Raw genomic sequence first — 17,009 nt, forward strand, 5'->3', positions numbered from 1 at the left:
GATCGGCGGCGGTAGGCGCCCGTTTCCGAACGATCGATCTCGACACAATCGGTCGGTACCGCTGACGTTCACTCGAGAAACAGTACGCTATCGAACGTTTCGCGGCGGATACTTATGATACCGAGAGTGACAGGTCGGGGTATGCGATCAGCCAGGCGCAACGGTGGGCGGCTGCGCGGTGAAGGGCTCTCGATTCAGCCGTCGAGGGTCACCACATCGAATAGTACTGCATCGAACTCTCGAGTACGCGGCGACACGGGCGAACGAGCATGACTGCGGAGTACCCGATCGCGACGGGCGGCACGTTCCCCGAAAAGGAGTGGGTGCTGACGGAGATCGAGCGGATGCTCGACGGCGACGCGCGGCTGACGATGGGCGATCACTGCTCGGCGTTCGAGCGAGAGTTCGCCGCGTACGTCGGCCGAGAGCACGGCATCGTGACGAACTCGTGTACGTCGGCTCTCGAGACGGTCTTCCGGACGCTCGACGTCCGCGGCGAGGAGGTGATCGTCCCGCCCCAGACGTTCGCCGCGAACGCCTCGTCGGTGCTGTCGACGGGCGGCGAACTTCGGTTCGCGGACATCGAGCCCTCCGATCACAACATCTCGCTCGAGTCGGTCGAGGAGCTGATCAGCGACGACACGGCCGCCGTCGTCGTCGTTCACTTCGCCGGCAACGTCTGCGAGCGAACGCCGGAACTGCGGGCGCTCTGCGAGGAACGCGACGCCCTCCTGATCGAGGACTGTTCGCACGCCCACGGCGCCTCGATCGACGGCAAACCGGCCGGAAGCATGGGTCACGTGGCGTGTTTCTCGTTCTACGCGACCAAGGTCATGACGGCGGGAGAGGGCGGGATGATACTGACCGACGACGAGGCGTTCGCCAGGGAGGCGGCGGCGATCCGGAACCGAGGGCTCGACCCGGAAACCGACGATTCGCGGTTCGAGTTCCTCGGCAGCAACTACCGGCTCTCCGAGTTCGCGGCCGTGCTCGGCCGCAGCCAGCTCGAGCACGTCGACGCCTTCGTCGACCACCGCAACGAGATCGCCCGAGTCTACGACGACGCCCTCTCGGAGCTCGCCGATCAGGGGATCGCCCGTCCCGTCTCGCCGCCGTCGGCCGTCCGCTCGAGTTACTGGCGGTACCCCGTCGCGCTCGAACCGGACCGAGACCGAACCCGAATTCGGGAGTTCCTCGAGCGGGACGGGATCACGATCGACTGGGCCTACCATCCGCCCCTGCACCGTCAGCCGTTCGTGACCGAGCGGTACGACACCGACGGCATCGTTCCGAACGCGGAGGCGGCGATGAATCGGCACATCTGCCTGCCCATCCACAGAGACCTGTCGGTCGAGGACGCGGAGTACGTCGGCGAGCGGGCCGTCCGCGCGATCCGCACGGCGGAGTCCGCGACGGTGAACCGGTAACGAGGTTACGAAAGCGGCGAAGACACGCCTCGTGCGGCCGAACGACGACGTTCCGAACTCAGACGCTTTCGGCGATCACTGCTTCTCCATAACGGCGACGACCGGTCTGTCCGCCTCGAGGAGCACCGACTGCGTGACGCTTCCGAACAGCGCCTTTCCGACCGGCGACCGGGAGCGACCGCCGATAACCACGTACCGAGCGTCGACCTGGTCCGCGTACTCGAGGATCTCTTCTGCAGGTTCGCCTCGACGGCCGACCACCTCGTACTCGTCGGTGACGGGTTCGGCCGCCTCGTCGATCACGTCGTGAGCGATCTTCTCTACCTGAACCTCCGAGTCGGGTTCTCGCTCCTCGAGGTGCTGATACGCGAGGTGACTGTGCTCCGATCGTTCGTACACGAACACGGCGTGAAGCGGCTCGTCGAAGCGATTCGCGAGCGTTGCCGCCTCGTCAAGTACGGCCGTCGATCCCGCAGAACCGTCGACCGCTGCAACGATAGCCATAGCGTTACGTATCACAAATGTAGGTAAAAAAGTTCTCGCTACTGACCGAACCCGCTCGAACGTCGCCGTGCGCCCGAGTGCGTGCTCGAGATTTTCCGCCAAAACTGCTAATAAGTATTGACATAGTGGGTAATCACGCATGGTATTCACTAACCCACTCGTTCCGTTTCTGATCGGCGTAATAGCGGTCGTGGCGCTACTGGTGTGGCTGCGGCTTCCGGCGTTCGTCGGCCTCGTTATCGCCGCGATGGTGATCGGGGTCGTCACGCCGGAGATCCCCTTCGAGGAGGTCCCCGCGGCGGTGGCGGAATCCTTCGGCGACGTGATGGTGTCGATCGGGATTCCGATCCTGATGGCGGCGATCATCGGGAAAACGCTGATGGACAGCGGCGCCGCGGAGCGTATCGTTCGCGGCTTTCGGTCCCTGACCGGCGAAGGGCAGTCGGAGTGGGCGCTGATGGGAAGCAGCTACGTGCTGTCGATCCCGGTGTTCTTCGACAACGTGTTCTACCTCCTGGCGCCCCTCGGGCGATCGATGAAGGCGAAAACGGGGATCAAGTTCTCGCTGTACGTCTCCGTCCTCTGTGCGGGTGCGCTGGCGACCCACATGCTCGTCCCGCCGACGCCCGGTCCGCTGGCGATGTCCGAGGAACTCGGCGTCGACGTCGGACTCGCGCTGATCGTCGGCGCCGCGCTCGCGCTTCCGACGTCGCTGCTCGGCGGAATCGTCTACGGACGGTTCCTGAACAGGCGGGAGGACTTCCCGCTCCGCGAGGCGATGGGATCGACCCCCGAGAGCCTCGAGGAGAAGGCGGAGACGCCGGTCGACGAACTGCCGGGACTGTTCGAATCCTCGCTGCCGATCGCCGTTCCGGTCGTGTTCATCGCGTCGGCGACGATCACCGGCGTCCTGCTCGCGGAAGGTGCCCTGCTCCAGCGGATCGCGACCTTCATCGGCGATCCGAACTTCGCGCTTACCGCGGCCGCGATGGTCTCGGCGTTCACCTACTTCCGCATGGAGATGGGCGGCGACCGGTCGCTGTTCAGCGAGGAACTGACGGAGGCGATCAAGTCCGGCGGGAACATCATCGCGATCACCGCGGCCGGCGGGACCTTCGGCGCGATGCTGGCCGAGGCGGGCGTCGGCGAGTACATCGCGGACGGACTCGTCGAGTTCGGACTGCCGCTCATCTTCGCCGGTTGGCTCGTGGCGGCCGTCATCCGCGTCGCTCAGGGGTCGGGAACCGTCGCGATCCTCACCGGCGCCGCCATGATGGCCCCGCTGACGGGCGACCTGGGGCCCCACCCGGTCTACATGATGATGGCGGTCGGCTTCGGCGGGATGATCGCCCCCTGGTACAACGACAGCGGGTTCTGGGTCGTCAGCGAGGTTGCCGGCATCAACCAGATGGAGACGTTCAAGTCATACTCCGCGGTGGCGACGGTGATGTCCGTCTCCGGACTGGTGCTCGTGCTCGCGATGTCGCTGATCGCGCCGATGGGGTGATCCCCTCTCGAGCGACTGCTCGAGGATTTCGTACACCGTACCCGACCACCGGCTGCGTCGAACCCGACGCTCCGCCGGCTCGAACGCTCGTCAGTACGGATCGGCCGGAAGTTCGCCGTCGTCGAACGCGAGCGGTTCCAGCGGGCCGACCGTGACGTCCTCGCGTTCGCGGAGCTCCGCCGCGACGGGCCCGGATACCACGAGTTCGTCCGGGTTCATCGTGCTCGGGATCCGGGCGACGCGCAGGTCGTCGGGCTCGGCGACCCCGGTCATCGAACACGAGAGCAACAGCGCCGTGGCGTCGTCGGGGACGACGAACGGGAGCTTCGCTCGCCGGGGTTCGCCGCTGGTGACGATGTTGACGTAGGTGTCCTCGAAGTCGATGTCGGCGACGAACTCCCGGTGGACGAAGTCGGCGAGTCCGACGCCGAGCGCGTTGCCGTGCGAGGGATCGGTCAGCGACCGGGCGTACACCCTGGTGACCGACGGCGACTCGGGTTCGGCCTCGCCGTGGAAGTAGTACCTGCCGAGGACGTTGGTGTCCATCCCGGTTCCGGACTTCTCCTTTCCAGCTTCGTCGACGACGAGCAGGTCGAGGTCGTCGACCGGAAGCGAGGGAAACTCCTCGGCGGCCAGCTCCAGCAGTTCGGGTTCGCGCTCCGGGATGTCGGCGGCGTTCACACCTTCGACGTGGGCGGCCCGCTCGTCGGCGTTCTCGACGACCGCGATGCCGCCGACGATCGGTGTTTCCTCGAGCAGGACGCCCGCTCGGTCCTGGATGACGTCGGCGAAATCGGTGGCGATCGCGGCGTTGTGCAGCGACTCGGCGCCGCGATGTTTGCCGAGGCCGATCACCGCCATCTTCGAGAGGCCGCTCTCGACCGCGCCCCGGAAGTCCGTGTGGAGCTTCACGCGGTTGGCGAGGAGGACGGCGTCGGCCTCGAGCGCGTCCGCGGCGGCGTACACCGGACGGCCGAGGTCGTCGGTCCCGACCGACTCGACCGCCATCGACGATCGGATCTCGCAGCCCATCGACTCCTCGGTGATGCCGAGCGCGGCGAGCGTCTCGACCTGTCCTTCGGCGGTCGCGCCGCCGTGGCTTCCCATCGCGGGGAGGACGAACGGCTCGTATCCGCGCCCGGCGAGTTCGTCGACGGCCGCCGAAAGCACCGCGGGCATGTCGTGGATGCCGCGGCTGCCGGCCGTGATCGCGATCTCGGCGCCCTCGGGGAGCGTCTCGAACGCGTCAACGTCGGCGACGGCGCTCCGGGCGACGGCCTCGACGTCCTCGATCGAGGAGACGTCCCGCTCGCGGCGCGCGACGGCGAACGTCGGGAGGTCGTCGATCGCGTGATCGTTGGTCTCCCGCAGCGTCTCGGCGTCGGGTAGTTCCAGTTTCATGGCTCCGTGGGCGGGGCTTCGTTCGCGCGACGGGTCGCCATCTCGGCGGCGACCTCGACGGCGTCGACCAGACTCGTTTCCGACGCGATGCCGTCGCCGGCGATGTCGAAGGCCGTCCCGTGATCGACGCTCGTGCGGACGATCGGAAGCCCGATCGTCACGTTGACGCCGGAGACCTCCTCGCCGCTCGAGAAACCGAACATCTTGATCGGGATGTGTCCCTGATCGTGGTACATCGACACGACGCAGTCGGAGGCGCCCGACGCGGCCTGGACGTAGACGGTGTCCGGCGACTCGGGCCCGACCGCGTCGATCCCCTCCTCGCGAGCGCGCTCGACGGCCGGTTCGATCTCCTCGGCCTCGGCGTCGCCGAGCAGTCCGCCGTCGCTGGCGTGCGGGTTGAGTCCCGCGACCGCGACGGTCGGCTCCTCGAGGCCGAGTTCGCGTAACGCCTCGTCGGTGACCCGAACGGTGTCGAGAACGCTCTCCGTCGTGACGCGCTCGCAGGCCTCCGGCAGCGGAACGTGCGTGCTGACGTGCGTGACCCGAAGTTCGTCCTCGACGAGCATCATCGAGTAGTTCTCCGTGTCGGTGTAGTCCGCGAGCATCCCGGTGTGGCCGGCGTACTCGCTGCCCGCCAGGCGGGTCGCCTGCTTGTTGATAGGGGCGGTCGCGATAGCGTCGACGCGTCCGTCCGTAGCGAGTTCGATCGCTCGCTCGACGTACTCGAGGCTCGCCGCGCCGAACTCCTCGCGGACGACGCCGTACTCGAGGTCGTCGACGTTGTCGAGGTCGAGCACCGGAACGGTCTCGGGGTCGAACTCGGCCTCAGGTATCTCGTCGACGGCGGCAACCTCGAGGGCGCTCTCGCGGACGTCGAGCGCCGCTCGCATCGCGCTCGCGTCGCCGACGACGATCGGCCGCGCGACCGATAGCAGTCGCGGATAGCCGGCGAGAACGACTTCGCTGCCGATGCCGGCCGGATCGCCCATCGTCACCGCGACGACGGGACGGTCTGCATCACTCATTGCTCGCGTGTATCCGATCCAGACAGTTAACGATAGCTCCCGTTCCGCCGAATCCGCCGGCCTTGGTGACGACGCGCGTTCCCGGGGCCCGGCCGTCGACGAGCCGTCCTTCGGGGATGCCCTCGGCGACCGCGGCACCGGTGAGTTCGATCTCCCCGACGGACAACTCGTCCAGGCAGGCGCGGGCGACGTCGCCGCCCGTGAGAAACAGCCCGGCGGGATCGGCGTCTGTTACCGCGTCGCCCGTCGCACGCGCGAGCGCTCTCGAGATTCGATCGCCGGCCGATGGTTCGCTTTCGAGCGCCGCAGCGGCATCTCTCGCGCGGGTTACGTCCGACTCGTCGGTCGCGGCCGTCAGGACCACCCGACCCCGTTCGTCGATGCGATCGACGAGCTCGGGAGCCACCTCTCGAGCCGCCGTCTCGGGGTCCCGAACCGCGGTCGACGGATCTACCCGCACGACGTCGCGATCGGGGACTGCAGCCAGCTGTGACAGCGTCCGGTCGTTGACGCTGCCGACGACCGCGAGCACGCCGTCGCCGCGTCGCTCCGGTGTCGGGGAACGCCGGGGGGTTCCGGGAACGGCGACGTGTTCGGCGAGCCCGCCGCTACCGACGTACAGGATCTCGGCCCCGGTCGTCGCGCTTCCGTCGGCGACGGCGGCGAGGTGCGCCGGCTCGACGGCGTCACAGAGGACGACGCTCGAACCGGCCGTCTCGAGTCGATCCAGGAGCGCGTCCTCGACGGCGTCGCTTCCGGCCGAGACCACCTCGAGTTCGAGGGAGTCGACGTCGTACCGAGAGTCCGCGAAGCGCTCGAGCAGCGACGACTCGTCGACCCCGTAGTCGGCGTCGGCGAGCGGAACCCCTTCGACGAAATGGACCCCGTCGCGCGTCGTTCGTCCCGTCGCCGGAAACGCCGGCGCGACGACCGCGAGGTCGGCGTCGGTCGCGTCGATCGCGGCGTCTACCTCCGGGACGACGTTCCCGCGGAGCGTCGAGTCGACCTTCTTGTACGCCAGCGGCGGCGATGCCTCGAGTGCGGTCCGAACCGCGGCGGCGGCCGTGTCGGCATCGACGTCGCGGCTGTCGGTGTCGATTACGAGCACGTCGGCGTCGGCCGAGCGAGACCGTTCGGCGTGCGGTCCGGAGAGGACGATCCGAACGCCGCGTCCTCGCCTCGCGAACCCGTGGCCGGTGTCGATCGCCCCCGTGAGATCGTCGGCGACGACCAGCGCGTTGGTCATGGCTCACCCATCCCGGCGAAGATACAAAACGACTCGGCGGTGACGAACGGTTCCCTCGCCCCGCCGGATCGAACGGCTGCGCCCTCCGCGCGACGGCCGCGTACGACGGGTTCGGCTCGCGGCGAACTGATCGACCGAAAATCACCCGGCGGAAGTGGGATCGACGTTCGAGCCGCTCGAGCCAGCCCCTCGCGTTCGTCGCCCCGTCCTACGTCTCGTCCGAGGACTCGTCGTCGGCATCGTCGTCCGATGGTTCTGCGTCAGGATCGGTTTCGTCCTGGCGCATCTCGTCTTCGGAAATGGTTTCGTTATTCTCCTGTTCGTCCTCCTCGTCGTCGTTTTCGGTCATTTCGACACCTCCGTCCGAACGTCGCTCGTGTCGGTCGGCCGGTCGCTACTTCCCGATAGCGGGGCTGTTTCGGTGCCACCGTTTCGGGCGTCTCGTCTCCGATCGGCGGTCAGCCGCCCGGTGCGAGCGGGCCGATCGCTACCGATTTCGCACATGGCAGCCGAAACACACCCTCGAGCGGATTGAACCTTTGCCCGTCATTCGACGATCACGGACTCGAGAAGGCGAGAACGACCACGGACAGCGGACATCTCGACCCCTCAACTCGAAAACAGATGTCTCATAGGAAGTTTAAAAATGGATAGTTCAGAAATTGTGAGGGTATGTCATACGAATCACTCCCGGTTGGTGTCCTGGCGCTGGCGCCGCCGCTTCTCGCGATCGTTCTCGCGATGTACACGCGGCAGGTGCTGGTATCACTGTTCGCTGGTATCTGGATCGGCGCGCTGATGATCGCCGACTGGAGCCCCGTCGCGGCGACGGCACTTTCGATGGATTGGATCGTCGAAGTAGTCCGATCACCGTTCAACACCCGGTTCCTCCTTCTGATCATGTTTATGGGGGCCGGCGCCGCGTTTATCTACAAATCGGGCGGGATCATCGCGCTTCAGAACTGGATCGGACACCGGGTGAACACGGCCCGGGACTCCCAGATTCTGACCTGGCTCATCGGCGTGTTCATTTTCTTCGACTCGTATACGAGTACGATCGTCACGGGAAACGCGACTCGGGAGCTCTCCGAGGAGAACGATAGCTCGCGCGAGATGCACGCCTACGTGCTGGACTCGACGACCTCGCCGGTTACGACCTTCGGCCCGGTCTCGAACTGGATCGGGTATCAGGTGTCGATGATCATCGTCGGCTTCGAAGCCGCTCGATTCACCGCCGACGAGGTGGGAATTACCGCGTTCGGACTCTTTCTCCAGAGTATCCCGTGGAACATCTACTGCTTCATGGCGTTCTTCATGGTCGGCTTCATTTCGATTACCCAGCGGTTCTACGGTCCGATGCTCGACGCCGAGTGGCGCTCGCGCAAGGAGAAGCAATCGCTCCGCGAGGACGCAACGCCGCTCTCGGACATCACCACCGACGTCGGCGAACCGAGCGAAAAGAATCCGACGCTGTTCAATTTCTTCGCTCCGATCCTGACGCTACTGATCGTCGGACTCGTTTCGATGTGGTGGCTCGGCGGCGGATACGAACCCGGCGTCGACATCGCGACGGCGTTCCAGGAGACCGACGTCGCTCTCGGCCTACTCTACGGGGCGTTCGCGTTCATGATCGTCGGGATGGTCGGCGCACTCGGTTTCGGAACGATGGATCTCGACGAGGCGAGCGACGTCGTTATCAACGGGTTCAAGACGATGATGATCGCGGCCGCGATCATCGTCCTCGCCTGGGGTATCGGCCACGCCGCCGAACAGGTCGGGACCGCCGAGTTCATCGTCGACGTGATGGTCGGCAGCGGCGTCCCGGGATCGTTCCTCCCACTCATCATCTTCGCCGCTGCGATGTTTATCGCGTTCACGACCGGAACGTCGTGGGGAACCATGGCGATCGTGACGCCGCTGGCGATCCCGCTGGGCTACGAACTGGTCGGCCTCTCGATTCTCCCCGTTCTCATGGGTGCGCTGTTCGGTGGGGCCATCTGGGGCGACCACGTGTCACCGATCAGCGATACGACCGTCATGTCCTCGATCTTCGCCGGATCGGATCACATCGACCACGTGAACACGCAGATCCCGTTCGCGATGACCGCAGCCGGCGTCACCGTCGTCGCGCTGCTCCTGTACGCCGCCGGAATCACCTCGGCCGGAATCCTGCTTCCGCTCTCGTTCGTGCTCACCGTCGTTGCAGTCATCGCACTGAACAAAATCGATGCCCGCCGCAAGAATCTCCCCGAAGTCATGCCGAGCGCTCGAGCGATCGATAACGGTGACGTCGACGTCAACGCGATCGAACGAGACGACGTCCAGACCGGAACGACGGCCGTCAACGGAGCCTACGATCACTTCGAGGTCGTTCCCGTAACCGCCGTCATCATCGTTCTCGGATATCTCGCGCTCGTCTTCGGATTCGCGATGCTCGCCACCTGAATGGGTTCTTGTAAGCGATTCAAAACAAAATCAGGGGATCAACGCACGGTCAGCGTGATCGAGTGGGTCCGGAACCGGTCACTCGTCCGGATCAGACGCGTTCCGTCAGTTCTTTTTCTACTCCTCGTACTCGCGTTTCTTTCGTTCGTCGGCGCGCTTGTTCTTCTCTTCGACCTCGTGAGTCGTCGTCTCGACCTGGGACGTAGCTACTCCTCCCGCTCGCGGTCAGTGTCCGCGTGCGATGACCGACCGACACGATATCTTTGTGATTGCAGGGAGAGCGCTCCTTGTCGCGCCTCTCGACTCTTCCAGAAGGTGCATTCACACGGAAAAGCGCCCCGTCTGTGGTGAGGAACTCCACGAGGGCGAGGAAGAACGGATCGGAACTCTGTCTCAAGGGAAAAATCATCACTTCTGTTCGACCGATCATCGGGACGAGTTCGAAGAACAGCCCGGGACGTACATGTAACCGATCGAGTACGGAATACTCCTCCCCAGCTGGTAGCCGGATACCGAACCAGTCGCTCAGTACCGTTCGCAGACGTGCTGTCGTTCACGCCGACTCACCTCCGGCCTCAGGTAGACCCGAGAGCACCGCTACCGGATTCCACCGTGTCGCACCCTCTCGCGGGCGGACGTGCTCGAGCGACGTGAGATCCGGCGCCTCGAGCGTCGTTGAATTGACGCCCGGGTTCTGGTCGTGTTCCTCGAAATTCGCACGGTTGACTCGGATCCGCCACAGCTCACGCAGATCGCTTCGACGAGGATTTCGGCCTGACCGGCGGCCGGACTCGCGAGTTCACGCTCGAGGTCGCGATCATCCCACTCGGTGTTGGCGCTCATCACGACCCTCCGTCCTGACTGGGAGTGCGCCCGGCTCCGGAACGTTCGTCTGTTGTTACTGTTGTAACAAGCAGACTGTTACTCCTGCCGTACTCACGACAGTTTCTTTAACAATCTCTCTACTTTCCGAACGATGGGAGATAGGAGCGGAGAGTCCAATCTAATGGCAGCCTGCAAAGAGTGCGGTTCGGTGTACGCGGCTATGAAGCTATCAAAGGAGCGAATAGTTCCGATTGGAAGTCGAGACGGGTGTGGTTCCTGCGGGAGTACGGAATTTAAGCCCCTCTCGAAATTGGCCGATACTCCCGACTCTATTGAAGAGGATACTGGGGACTGACAGTACCGTTCTCCGTGATAGTATTCTCGTCGCCTACGCCGATCCGCTCCTACAGTACCAACTGAAACGATTTACACACCGATCACAGGACGGCTGTGCGATGGGGTGTGCACAGATTTTCAGTGGCTACGATAGTTCTCGAGCGCACGGCGAACCCGCTCGTCGGTCGCCTGCTCCTCACCTCCGTGACGGTCGGGCGACGTCTCCGGATCCGGGATCGGGACGTCGACGCCAGCGGCGGAGCCGCGGGTCGGACGCACGTACGTATCGCACTCACCGCAGCGGTGGACGCGATCGGCGCGTTACCGAAAGCGCGACGAAACCGGTCCGAAACGCGGGCACCGCAGTTGCGACAGGTCGAGTGATCGACCGACGGCCAGGGGGGCGATCGTCACCGTCTCTCACTTCCGTTTGCGCAGACGATCGCCGGACGTGGCGGGGCCGCAGTCCGATCCGTGTTGATAGCGGGTTTCGACCCTCGTCGATTGGATGTTGAATCTGCCGGAATCGGACAGATGAATCGATCTACGGAACGGTCTGTATGAACGTGAAACGAGACGATTACGAACGCAGCGCGTTCGCGAGCTGCGTCGCGTTCGTGAGACGAGCGGAGCGAGTCGAACGGGCGCGACGGGATTGTGAACTACGCCCGAGAACCTGCGCGAAGCGCAGAACCTCGGTCTAATTCAAATCCCGCGCGGTTCGCTATTCGTGTTCGCTGTCACTCGCACAGAATAGCGGGCGCGACGGGATTTGAACCCGCGACATCTTGGTCCGGAACCAAGAACTCTGTCCACTGAGCTACACGCCCTCGAGGGCGAAGCTAGTCTGAGCGACCGTATAATGGTTCCCTTTCATCACCGCACCGCCACCACCGTTCAATAGTACCCGGTGATAGACGAGTTATAGCGAGGATTCGATATCGGCGGTTTCGGCGGATTCGGTGCCCGGATACTCCGCGTCTGCGAGCGATATCTCGAGGCCCTCTTCGAACGTTTCGACGGTGACTGTCCGTCCTTCGTAGGAGAACGAGAGCTGCTGGAATCCGGAACTCGAGTCACAGATCGAATCGAGTTTATCGGGATCGATCGCGTTGTAGAGCGGCTCGAGAGCGATCGGGTCGACGCCGTCGACGCGAGCGACCAGATCGATAATCGCCGTACTCGGTCGTCGATTCTCCGCGTCGGTCACTCTTGCCGTCGGTCGTTGAGAGTTCACTATTAGTGGTGTGCAGGGCAGGAGTAAAGAAAATAACCCAATATTTCGGCCCGAAGTCGATGGAGGAAATGAGTGTCACTCGCAGGGTTCAATCGAGCGTGACGTGCGGAGCGCGACCGGAGTCAGGTATTCCGGAGACCCTAACACGCGTTATGATGTGCGGTGTACGCCGGCGGCGGAGACGAGCGCTATTCCTCCCGGCGCGGTACCTCGTGGCGTCCGAAGCCGTACCGGAGACGGTTCGCCAGTCGTCGCGAGAAGCGGCCGTCGTCGGCCCGCGAGCCGAACCGTTCGGAGAGCGCGGTGTAAATCAGCGGCAGGGGGACCTCCTGCTCGAGCGCCTCCTGGACCGTCCAGGTTCCCGTCGAGCCGCCCTCGATGCGGTCCGCGACGGTGCCCAGATCCGTGCCCTCCTCGCGGAACGCCTCCTCGCAGAGTTCGAGCAGCCACGAGCGGATCACCGCGCCGTTGTTCCAGACCGACGCCACGTTCTCGAGGTCGAGATCGTACCGCCCCTCGTGGAGCAACTCGAAGCCCTCGCCGTAGGTCTGCATCAGCGCGTACTCGACGCCGTTGTGGACCATCTTGACGTAGTGACCCGAACCCGCGTCACCCATGCGTTCGTGTCCGTCGGGGCCGGTCGCGACGGCGTCGAAGACGGGCGTCAGTTCGTCGTAGGCCCACTCGGGACCGCCGACCATGAGCGAGAAGCCGAGCTTCGCACCCGCCGGGCCGCCCGAGGTCCCGCAGTCGAGGTACGCCGCGGAACAGGCCTCGGCCCGGCGCACGGAGTCCTCGAAGTAGGAGTTGCCGCCGTCGACGACGACGTCGTTCGAATCGAGATGCGGATCGAGGTCCTCGAGCGTCGCGTCGACCGCGTCACCCGCGGGGACCATCAACCAGATGCGCTTCCCGTCGCCGAGTCGGTCCGCGAGATCGGAAACCGATTCGGCGGGTTCGGCCCCCGCGTCGGCGGCGGTCGCGACCGCTTCCGGATCGAGGTCGAAGGCGACGACCTCGTGGCCCGCCTCGAGCACCCGATCGACGACGATCTGTCCCATGCGTCCGAGTCCGATTACGCCCAGTTGCATGAGCGTGGATGGGCGGGGCTGTGAGGTAGTGGTTGTGATTCGTCGTGGAGTCCACCGACCGTCGAAACGGGAAAACGAGAGCGTATCCGCCCGCGACGCCTGGGAGAGGGCGAGGGCGTACGAAGTTCGCCGCCGAGATTACTGGATGGGCTCCTCGAGTCGCGCCCAGCCGATCGCGTCGAGGACGATGACGCGGTCGTCGTATCGGACGTAGACGCCGTTGTACTCGCCCCGGTCGGCGTCGTAGTACGGCAGCGAGTCGCGGATCGCGTCGACGATCGACCACGCACCGTCGCGCTCGAGCGTCACGTGTTCCCACTCGTCGCGCGCGTTGTTGTGGATCGCACGCTCCAGTGCCGTTCGAGCGCCCGGGATCTCGGCCAGTCGACGCGTCGAGGCGTCGATAACGGTCGCACCGTCGGGAACCTCCCCGACGATTCTGGCGCCGAGATTCGCCTTCGAGCGCGCCGTGCCGTTCCGTGAGCGTTCAGACTGGAGGACGTAGCCGGCGGCCGCAGCCGTTCCCACCGCGAGTAGCGACAGGGCCATTCCCTTGCCCCTGAACATCATGAGAGTACCTTACAGTAACTGACTAAGTATCTTTCGTAACAATCTTGTTTTCTGAAATGTATCGGAACAAAACAGAGTCGTGGCGAGCTAGATAATCGCAGTCACGTCGGTCGTGATCGCGCCGGCGACGACGAGCAACAGGATGCCGACGACCGCCCCAGCGCGGTACAGCGGCAACGCGTCGGCCGCGGGTTCGCGGAGTTTTTTGCCGTTGAGACCGGTCTCGAAGCGCTTCGCGCCGACCTCGACGAGGCCGGCCAGCGCGAGCCAGAGCGCGACCATCGCCAGGACCAGTTGCCCGTTCGTCGTCTCGACGAGTCCGTCCGCGGTGTATCGCGTCCCCGCGAGGTGACCGCCGGTGAGCAGCAAGACGAGCGCGCTCACGCGCGATATCGTCGTGAGTCGGCCGGAGATCGCCTCGAGCGGTTTCGTCGTGTTGAACGCACCGTCTCGAGCGAGCGGCAGGACGACGAACGCGACGTAAAAGACGCTGCCGGCCCAGAGCGCGGCGAAGACGAGATGGGCCGTCCGAGCGAGAAACGTATCAACCATACCGAAGGGCTTCGTGAGGGATGGTATCAGCGTTCCGACTTTCCGCCGAGTCCAGTCCCTCGGAGCGTGTCACTCGTTCGGACGTGGACTCGCCGAACGTCGTAAAACCCGTCGAGGGTGCTCGCCCCCGCCCGCTCACTCGAGCCACTCCGGCAACCACGCGACCAGCCGGCGACGAAGGAGGACGTAGACGATCGAGACGGCGATGCCTCCGACGACCAGCGCAGCGATCCACCCCTCGAAGACCAGGAGTGGCGGCACTGCGAGGACGACCGCAGCGACGCCGTCCTCGGGTGCGCCGTCGTAGCGGATCCACCGCCGGGGGCGAATCCACCGGCTGCGGGCGTGGTCGTAAACCGCACGGTCGCCGCGGCTGGTCCAGGGATCCATCTCGGGCCCGTCACCGAGCGCATCGCTCGCCGCGTGAAGCCACGCGACGACGGCGACGGCGGCGAACGTAACGGTCGCGCTCGAGGTCGCGAAGACGGCGAGTCCGACCGCGAGGACAGCCACCGGGAGACCGACGACCGGAAAGTGAAAGCTCCGACGGTGCTCGAACGGGAGGTCGAGATCGGGCGCGAGACCGCCGACGATCGCGCCGACGGCGAGCGGAGCGGCGAACTCCGGGGAGACGTAGGCGACGGGAGCGACGACTGCGAGGCCGGCGAACACGTGAGTCGTCGCCATCATACTCCGCTATAGATGGGCGAGCGAGAAAACGGTAGGCGAATCGTCACGGCGGACAGCCTTCCCGTTCCACGACCGCGTGCGCTCGGGCGAACGACTGCGCGAGTGCTGGCTGGCGGCTTATCCGCGTCGATAGCCAACGGCACGCATGGATCAGGACGACCCTCGGCGACGGCGCATCCTTCGGGTCGCAGCCGTAACGGTGACAGGGTCGACGGCCGCGGTTGCAGGTTGTACCGACCAAGAAGATGCCGAGGACGAGCCGGAGGCCGAAGAAGGAACCGGAAACGGACAGGAACAGGACGGCGAAGAACCGGAGGAGGTCGAAGACGACGACGGCCTCGGCGAAGCCGAGGGGGCCGAACAGAACGGAGAGGGCGGCGAGCAAATTCTGCTCGCGGCCGACGAGGACGAGGTCTGGATCGGAGAGGAACCGTCGGAGATCGAGGGCGAGGAGAACCCCACCCTCGAACTCGTCGCGGGCTGGCAGTACGAGATCGGTTACGTGAACCGCGGCGGCGACAGTCACAACCTCGCGCTCTGGGCGGACGACGAGGAGCGCGACGCGACGGACGTCAACGAGGAGGAGGAACAGTGGCTCACCGTCGAGGCGAGCGACGACCTGACGTCGTACCGCTGTGAGGTCCACCCCGAGACGATGGAAGGAGATATCGAGGTCGACGAGTAGCCCGCCGCTTCAGTCCTCGTCGCCGCTCGCCGCGCGATCCGGAGCGAGTCCCTTCCCGGCGAGTTCGGAGAGCGCCTCCTCGGTCTTCTCGAGTCCGTCGAGCCCCATCCCCTCGAGCACGTGGTCGGCCTTCGTGAACTGAATCTCAGAGTACTCGACGAGCTGGACGCGGTTGCCCCAGGGATCGTGAAATTCGAGACCCGGCACGTCGAGTCGGTCGACGCCGACCGCGTCCAGTCGCCGCGAAGCGGCATCGGTATCGTCGACGACGAGTCCGAAGTGGCGCTGCTCGTCGCGGTCGCGCTCCCCGCTCTCCGCGAGCGCGATGAACTGATCTCCCACGTCGACGAACGCCTTCGACTCCGATCGGCTCCGGAGTTCGAATTCGAAGAGGTCGCCGTAGAACTCGAGCGCGTCGTCGATGTCGCCGACCTCGAGCGCGACGTGGTTGATTCCGACCAGCGTCGCTCGGGTGGTTTCGGCGGCGGTGCCGTCGTTTCGTCCGGACATACGGTCACGTACCACGCTGGGAGCCGTGAAAGGCGGGCCGGCGACCGCGGCTGCGTTTCTCGCCGGGTGCTCGACGCCGCCTCTGGATCGACTCTACGTTTCCGCTCGGGGATCAGCACCGCTCGCCGAAATCCCGCCACTCGTGGGAATCGCGAACGGTGATTTCGAGCTCGTATCCACACCCCGCACAGTAGAACGGAACCGTCTGGTACCCCGGTTCGAACACCTCGAACTCACCGTGTTCGTCACACTCGACACGGATCCCTCGTTCCGGTGCGTCGGGAAGCTCGACGGTGAAGGCGGTCAGCGGCGCGTTCGCTCGCTCGCGATCCATAACCGGTGTTTGCACGACCGACCCCGTAAGTGTACGCACCCGGCCGCCTGCTAAAACGAGTTCGTCGTCAATCGAGGTTCTCGCCCTGGTAGCTGCCGTCGTAGACGTCCTCGTGGTCGGCTTCCGCGAACACGAGCTGGGCGATGCGAGCGCCGCGGGCGATTTCGACGTCGTGGTGGACCTGCAACAGCCCCTCGCCGCGACCTTCGTAGCCCGCATCCCAGACGGCGGTGTTGAGCATACACGAGTTGCGCATCAGCGACGAGCGCGGGTAGACGAATCCGATGTGGCCGTCGGGGATCTCGATGCGTTCGCTGTAGCGGGCGACGTAGACGCCCTGGGGCAGGTAGTACGTGTCGGGAGCCTTCTGCTCGAGTTCCTCGAGCGGGCGGGCAACGCGGTCACCGATCTGTTTGCCGTCCCGACCGATACGACCCGGCTCCAGTTGTTCGAAGACGACGTCGAGGGTGAGGTCGACGCCGTTGGGCTGGATCTGGTCGTCGGTCGTCGGGGAGACGTGGTCGGCGACGAATGCGCCGGAACGGAACATGAACTCGATACGTGTCGGCACCGAGAAAAACGTGTTCGTTCACACCGATCGTGAGAGGCCGTCTCGGCATA

At 65.0% G+C, this 17,009-nt stretch carries 18 protein-coding genes, 1 tRNA gene and 1 pseudogene; 5 read left to right on the forward strand and 15 right to left on the reverse strand.

All coding sequences use genetic code 11. The features are described 5' to 3' along the window. Positions 1–269 precede the first annotated feature (269 nt). Positions 270–1,427 (forward strand): DegT/DnrJ/EryC1/StrS family aminotransferase, encoded by a 1,158-nt coding sequence (locus NED97_RS17475; protein ID WP_252488297.1) that lies wholly within the window; start codon positions 270–272, stop codon positions 1,425–1,427. 75 nt (positions 1,428–1,502) lie between these two features. On the opposite strand, the gene NED97_RS17480 is transcribed toward NED97_RS17475, so the two are convergent. Beyond that, a complete protein-coding gene (locus NED97_RS17480; RefSeq protein ID WP_252488298.1) occupies positions 1,503–1,931 on the reverse strand; it encodes a universal stress protein in 429 nt (142 codons plus the stop codon). A 139-nt stretch (positions 1,932–2,070) separates the two neighbouring features. On the opposite strand from NED97_RS17480, the gene NED97_RS17485 reads away from it, so the two are divergent. Further along, entirely contained in the window at positions 2,071–3,438 is a 1,368-nt protein-coding gene (locus NED97_RS17485; protein WP_252488299.1) for a GntP family permease, read from the forward strand. A gap of 90 nt (positions 3,439–3,528) precedes the next feature. Here the strand turns inward: NED97_RS17485 and NED97_RS17490 are convergent, their stop codons facing one another. The 4 genes from NED97_RS17490 to NED97_RS17505 form a co-directional block, all read right to left on the reverse strand. Further along, complete coding sequence (locus NED97_RS17490) at positions 3,529–4,839, reverse strand: nickel pincer cofactor-dependent isomerase, group 22 (RefSeq protein WP_252488300.1); 1,311 nt, start codon at positions 4,837–4,839, stop codon at positions 3,529–3,531. Next, positions 4,836–5,867 carry a 4-hydroxythreonine-4-phosphate dehydrogenase PdxA gene (pdxA, locus tag NED97_RS17495; RefSeq protein ID WP_252488301.1) on the reverse strand — a complete coding sequence of 344 codons (1,032 nt, stop codon included), beginning with the start codon at positions 5,865–5,867 and terminating at the stop codon, positions 4,836–4,838. Before pdxA ends, NED97_RS17490 begins: the two co-directional genes overlap by 4 nt. Further along, positions 5,860–7,113 carry a four-carbon acid sugar kinase family protein gene (locus NED97_RS17500; RefSeq protein WP_252488302.1) on the reverse strand — a complete coding sequence of 418 codons (1,254 nt, stop codon included), beginning with the start codon at positions 7,111–7,113 and terminating at the stop codon, positions 5,860–5,862. Before NED97_RS17500 ends, pdxA begins: the two co-directional genes overlap by 8 nt. Positions 7,114–7,321: 208 nt before the next feature. Next, a complete protein-coding gene (locus tag NED97_RS17505; RefSeq protein ID WP_252488303.1) occupies positions 7,322–7,462 on the reverse strand; it encodes a hypothetical protein in 141 nt (46 codons plus the stop codon). Positions 7,463–7,785: 323 nt separating this feature from the next. On the opposite strand from NED97_RS17505, the gene NED97_RS17510 reads away from it, so the two are divergent. Then, entirely contained in the window at positions 7,786–9,558 is a 1,773-nt protein-coding gene (locus NED97_RS17510) for a Na+/H+ antiporter NhaC family protein (protein WP_252488304.1), read from the forward strand. Positions 9,559–9,799: 241 nt separating this feature from the next. Continuing rightward, positions 9,800–10,027, forward strand: a complete 228-nt coding sequence (locus NED97_RS17515; protein ID WP_252488305.1) for a hypothetical protein — start codon at positions 9,800–9,802, stop codon at positions 10,025–10,027. Positions 10,028–10,857: 830 nt separating this feature from the next. On the opposite strand, the pseudogene NED97_RS17530 reads toward NED97_RS17515, so the two are convergent. From NED97_RS17530 to NED97_RS17560, 7 genes and pseudogenes are all read right to left on the reverse strand, one after another. Then, positions 10,858–11,120 (reverse strand): annotated as a pseudogene (locus tag NED97_RS17530) (DUF7563 family protein); the annotation flags it as partial. Between the two features lie 356 nt (positions 11,121–11,476). Beyond that, a tRNA-Arg gene (locus NED97_RS17535) sits at positions 11,477–11,549 on the reverse strand. A 92-nt stretch (positions 11,550–11,641) separates the two neighbouring features. After that, on the reverse strand, positions 11,642–11,929 hold the full coding sequence (locus NED97_RS17540; RefSeq protein WP_252488307.1) for a HalOD1 output domain-containing protein: 288 nt from the start codon (positions 11,927–11,929) through the stop codon (positions 11,642–11,644). A gap of 215 nt (positions 11,930–12,144) precedes the next feature. Next, a complete protein-coding gene (gnd, locus tag NED97_RS17545) occupies positions 12,145–13,047 on the reverse strand; it encodes a phosphogluconate dehydrogenase (NAD(+)-dependent, decarboxylating) (RefSeq protein ID WP_252488308.1) in 903 nt (300 codons plus the stop codon). 138 nt (positions 13,048–13,185) lie between these two features. Continuing rightward, positions 13,186–13,614, reverse strand: coding sequence for a hypothetical protein (locus NED97_RS17550; protein ID WP_252490648.1), 429 nt, complete (start codon positions 13,612–13,614; stop codon positions 13,186–13,188). 90 nt (positions 13,615–13,704) lie between these two features. Next, a complete protein-coding gene (locus NED97_RS17555) occupies positions 13,705–14,169 on the reverse strand; it encodes a CopD family protein (RefSeq protein ID WP_252488309.1) in 465 nt (154 codons plus the stop codon). A gap of 135 nt (positions 14,170–14,304) precedes the next feature. Next, positions 14,305–14,859, reverse strand: a complete 555-nt coding sequence (locus NED97_RS17560) for a metal-dependent hydrolase (RefSeq protein ID WP_252488310.1) — start codon at positions 14,857–14,859, stop codon at positions 14,305–14,307. Positions 14,860–15,004: 145 nt separating this feature from the next. On the opposite strand from NED97_RS17560, the gene NED97_RS17565 reads away from it, so the two are divergent. Then, positions 15,005–15,544, forward strand: a complete 540-nt coding sequence (locus tag NED97_RS17565) for a hypothetical protein (protein ID WP_252488311.1) — start codon at positions 15,005–15,007, stop codon at positions 15,542–15,544. A gap of 9 nt (positions 15,545–15,553) precedes the next feature. Here NED97_RS17565 and NED97_RS17570 read toward each other — a convergent pair whose 3' ends face one another. The 3 genes from NED97_RS17570 to NED97_RS17580 form a co-directional block, all read right to left on the reverse strand. Then, on the reverse strand, positions 15,554–16,054 hold the full coding sequence (locus NED97_RS17570; RefSeq protein WP_252488312.1) for a VOC family protein: 501 nt from the start codon (positions 16,052–16,054) through the stop codon (positions 15,554–15,556). A gap of 112 nt (positions 16,055–16,166) precedes the next feature. Then, positions 16,167–16,388, reverse strand: coding sequence for a hypothetical protein (locus tag NED97_RS17575; protein WP_252488313.1), 222 nt, complete (start codon positions 16,386–16,388; stop codon positions 16,167–16,169). A gap of 67 nt (positions 16,389–16,455) precedes the next feature. After that, on the reverse strand, positions 16,456–16,938 hold the full coding sequence (locus NED97_RS17580; RefSeq protein WP_252488314.1) for a deoxyuridine 5'-triphosphate nucleotidohydrolase: 483 nt from the start codon (positions 16,936–16,938) through the stop codon (positions 16,456–16,458). Positions 16,939–17,009: the final 71 nt, after the last annotated feature.

It is taken from the genome of Natronococcus sp. CG52, assembly GCF_023913515.1.
Lineage (GTDB): Archaea > Halobacteriota > Halobacteria > Halobacteriales > Natrialbaceae > Natronococcus > Natronococcus zhouii.

What these genes read in the sequence shown, in the direction of transcription:
- NED97_RS17475 (WP_252488297.1), top strand. Translation starts at nt 270, where the DNA reads ATGACTGCGGAGTACCCGATCGCGACGGGCGGCACGTTCCCCGAAAAG.
- NED97_RS17480 (WP_252488298.1), bottom strand. Translation starts at nt 1,931, where the DNA reads ATGGCTATCGTTGCAGCGGTCGACGGTTCTGCGGGATCGACGGCCGTA.
- NED97_RS17485 (WP_252488299.1), top strand. Translation starts at nt 2,071, where the DNA reads ATGGTATTCACTAACCCACTCGTTCCGTTTCTGATCGGCGTAATAGCG.
- NED97_RS17490 (WP_252488300.1), bottom strand. Translation starts at nt 4,839, where the DNA reads ATGAAACTGGAACTACCCGACGCCGAGACGCTGCGGGAGACCAACGAT.
- pdxA (WP_252488301.1), bottom strand. Translation starts at nt 5,867, where the DNA reads ATGAGTGATGCAGACCGTCCCGTCGTCGCGGTGACGATGGGCGATCCG.
- NED97_RS17500 (WP_252488302.1), bottom strand. Translation starts at nt 7,113, where the DNA reads ATGACCAACGCGCTGGTCGTCGCCGACGATCTCACGGGGGCGATCGAC.
- NED97_RS17505 (WP_252488303.1), bottom strand. Translation starts at nt 7,462, where the DNA reads ATGACCGAAAACGACGACGAGGAGGACGAACAGGAGAATAACGAAACC.
- NED97_RS17510 (WP_252488304.1), top strand. Translation starts at nt 7,786, where the DNA reads ATGTCATACGAATCACTCCCGGTTGGTGTCCTGGCGCTGGCGCCGCCG.
- NED97_RS17515 (WP_252488305.1), top strand. Translation starts at nt 9,800, where the DNA reads ATGACCGACCGACACGATATCTTTGTGATTGCAGGGAGAGCGCTCCTT.
- gnd (WP_252488308.1), bottom strand. Translation starts at nt 13,047, where the DNA reads ATGCAACTGGGCGTAATCGGACTCGGACGCATGGGACAGATCGTCGTC.
- NED97_RS17550 (WP_252490648.1), bottom strand. Translation starts at nt 13,614, where the DNA reads ATGTTCAGGGGCAAGGGAATGGCCCTGTCGCTACTCGCGGTGGGAACG.
- NED97_RS17555 (WP_252488309.1), bottom strand. Translation starts at nt 14,169, where the DNA reads ATGGTTGATACGTTTCTCGCTCGGACGGCCCATCTCGTCTTCGCCGCG.
- NED97_RS17560 (WP_252488310.1), bottom strand. Translation starts at nt 14,859, where the DNA reads ATGATGGCGACGACTCACGTGTTCGCCGGCCTCGCAGTCGTCGCTCCC.
- NED97_RS17565 (WP_252488311.1), top strand. Translation starts at nt 15,005, where the DNA reads ATGGATCAGGACGACCCTCGGCGACGGCGCATCCTTCGGGTCGCAGCC.
- NED97_RS17570 (WP_252488312.1), bottom strand. Translation starts at nt 16,054, where the DNA reads ATGTCCGGACGAAACGACGGCACCGCCGCCGAAACCACCCGAGCGACG.
- NED97_RS17575 (WP_252488313.1), bottom strand. Translation starts at nt 16,388, where the DNA reads ATGGATCGCGAGCGAGCGAACGCGCCGCTGACCGCCTTCACCGTCGAG.
- NED97_RS17580 (WP_252488314.1), bottom strand. Translation starts at nt 16,938, where the DNA reads ATGTTCCGTTCCGGCGCATTCGTCGCCGACCACGTCTCCCCGACGACC.